Here is a 2420-nt window from a genome sequence, read left to right on the forward strand (position 1 = left end):
CCGACTTATCCGAAACCTCTGCGTCGATCAAGGTCTGCACGTCCGCGACGACCGCCGGAAGACGTGATTCCTGAAGCAAGGTTTCGTTCAGAGCTACAACCACTTTCGATCCCTTCATTCTGCACTGATGTTCATCAGGTCGGGCCCGAGACTATACGAAATCGAGCTCGTCGCGGTTACCGAGTATCCGATGGCACCGGCGAACTCTGTCGAGCCACCAGTCGCGGCGATCCGGCGTCGCGGCCAACGCCTCGAGCAGTGCCGGGTCAGGCTCGACCACACCTACAGACAAAGCACCCTCGATTGCTTTTCCGGTAACCGCGACATCCCGGACGAACAAACCGCCGGTGCCGAGTCCACACGCAAAAGGCAAGTCCGGCAAAGCCGCCGCAGCAGCCAACCCTGCAGACATCCCGACAGCCGTGTCGAGCGCACTGGAGACCACTACCGGTACTCCGTACTCCGCTAGCTGCGCCGAGAGCGCCACCACGGCCCGCATACCGCCCAGCGGGGGCACCTTCACCACTGCCACATCGGCTCCCCCGGCGCGCACCACCCGCAGCGGATCTTCGGCGCGCCTGATGCTCTCGTCCGCAGCGATCCGCACGCCGGTTCCCGCAGCGCGTACCCGGACCAGTTCTTCGACGCTCGCACACGGCTGCTCCGCGTACTCGAGATCTCCGTCTTCGGTCAGCGCCCGCAACGCAGTAACAGCCTCGTCGACGCTCCAACCACCGTTGGCGTCGACGCGCACGTTCGGGATGTGTCGACGAACGGCGTTCACCCGGGCAATGTCGTCCGCCAAGGACTGACTTTTTTCGGCGACCTTGATCTTGGCCGTGAGAGAGCCGGGGAAACGCTCCAGAAGTTCCGGTACCGCAGACGCGTCGATCGCGGGAACCGTCGCGTTGACCGGGACCGAAGTGCGGAGCGCCGGCGGCGGACCCAACCACGCCGCCTCGATCCCCGCTCGCAGCCAGTGGGCTGCCTCCTCGTCGTCGTACTCGACAAACGGCGCGAACTCGCCCCATCCGGCCGGGCCACGAAGAAGCAGTGCCTCACGCGTCGTGATCCCCCGAAAGCGCACGCGCATGGGCAGAGCAACCACGACGGCATCGGCAATCAGGTCATCGAACGACGGGAGCATGTCAGGGTTGCCCAGGCAGGAGTTCGATCATGAGCGCCTCACCGTCCGCCAGGAGCTTCCCGTCGAGGTCGGTCAGACGCGCGCTGACGAATGTCTTGCGGCCTTCCACTCGGTCCACCTTTCCCTCGATCACCAGTTGCGTGTTCAGCGGAGTGATCGCGCGGTAGTTGATGTGGAGGTAGCCGGTTCGGGAGATCGGACGGCCGCCCGCGTGGACGGTCATTCCGAAGATGTCGTCGAACAGCAGTGGCAAGACGCCGCCGTGAGCTGCCCCGTTGCCGCCCAGGTGGTAGCGCCGGAACACGCCGGTACTGCGAACAACTCCGTTGTCGAACTTCTCGACCATCCACGGCAGCATGAGGAGACTGCCGCGGCCCGGCAGCTGGATGTTCGACCCAGCAGGCGACGAACCTTCGGGAACCTCGTACGGCGTCAGGCGATCTGCCAGTTCCTCGGCCTGGGTGGCGATCTCGGCAAGCACGTCATCGGGCACGTTCGTGGACACTGCCAGGTCCTGAAGCCGTCGCATCGCCTCGACGAAACGCCCGAAGTCCGGACCTGCGGGAGTGTGTCGGAACATCGGGAATCCACCCCGACCCTCGTCGTCTCCGACGATCTCCGTATCCTCTGCTGTGTGTTCGCTCATGACCTGCACGTTAGCGCGCCCGAGAACAAGTTCTACTCCAGGTATCCGTTATTGCCGCCGAGTCTGCCTCTATGGTTGCTGAGGTGACCTTCAACCCGCAGCTCTGGCGCCCCGTTCCCGGATTCGAGAATCTCACCGACATCACGTACCACCGGCATGTCAGTCAAGGCACCGTTCGCGTTGCCTTCGACCGCCCCGAGGTACGGAATGCCTTCCGCCCTCACACCGTCGACGAGCTGTACCGAGCACTCGATCACGCCCGCATGACGTCCGACGTCGGCGCAGTGCTGCTCACCGGCAATGGTCCCAGCGAGAAGGACGGCGGCTGGGCCTTCTGCTCCGGCGGCGACCAGCGCATCCGTGGCCGCAGCGGCTACCAGTATGCGGAAGGTGACACGGCGGATACCGTCGACAAGGCTCGCGCCGGTCGTCTCCATATCCTCGAGGTCCAGCGTCTGATCCGCTTCATGCCGAAGGTTGTCATCTGCCTCGTCAACGGTTGGGCCGCCGGCGGTGGCCACAGCCTCCACGTCGTCTGCGATCTCACTCTCGCGAGCCGTGAACACGCACGCTTCAAGCAGACCGACGCCGACGTCGGAAGCTTCGACGGCGGCTACGGCAGCGCCT

3 protein-coding genes and 1 pseudogene are annotated in these 2420 nt (G+C 64.6%); 1 reads left to right on the forward strand and 3 read right to left on the reverse strand.

Annotated features, from left to right (window positions below):
* The 3 genes and pseudogenes from QM600_RS30060 to QM600_RS29300 all read right to left on the reverse strand — a co-directional run.
* A pseudogene (locus QM600_RS30060) lies at positions 1 to 103 on the reverse strand (DUF6918 family protein); the annotation flags it as partial.
* A 48-nt stretch (positions 104 to 151) separates the two neighbouring features.
* On the reverse strand, positions 152 to 1147 hold the full coding sequence (locus QM600_RS29295; RefSeq protein WP_283265274.1) for an o-succinylbenzoate synthase: 996 nt from the start codon (positions 1145 to 1147) through the stop codon (positions 152 to 154).
* A 1-nt stretch (position 1148) separates the two neighbouring features.
* Positions 1149 to 1793: a PaaI family thioesterase gene (locus QM600_RS29300; RefSeq protein ID WP_283265275.1), complete on the reverse strand. Its 645-nt coding sequence runs from the start codon at positions 1791 to 1793 to the stop codon at positions 1149 to 1151.
* A gap of 83 nt (positions 1794 to 1876) precedes the next feature.
* Between QM600_RS29300 and QM600_RS29305 the strand changes: the two genes are divergently transcribed.
* Positions 1877 to 2420: enoyl-CoA hydratase-related protein (locus QM600_RS29305; RefSeq protein ID WP_283265276.1), on the forward strand; the 544-nt coding region annotated here is incomplete at its 3' end.

Source organism: Rhodococcus sp. IEGM 1379, assembly GCF_030056815.1.
In the GTDB taxonomy this organism is placed as follows: Bacteria; Actinomycetota; Actinomycetes; order Mycobacteriales; family Mycobacteriaceae; genus Rhodococcus_F.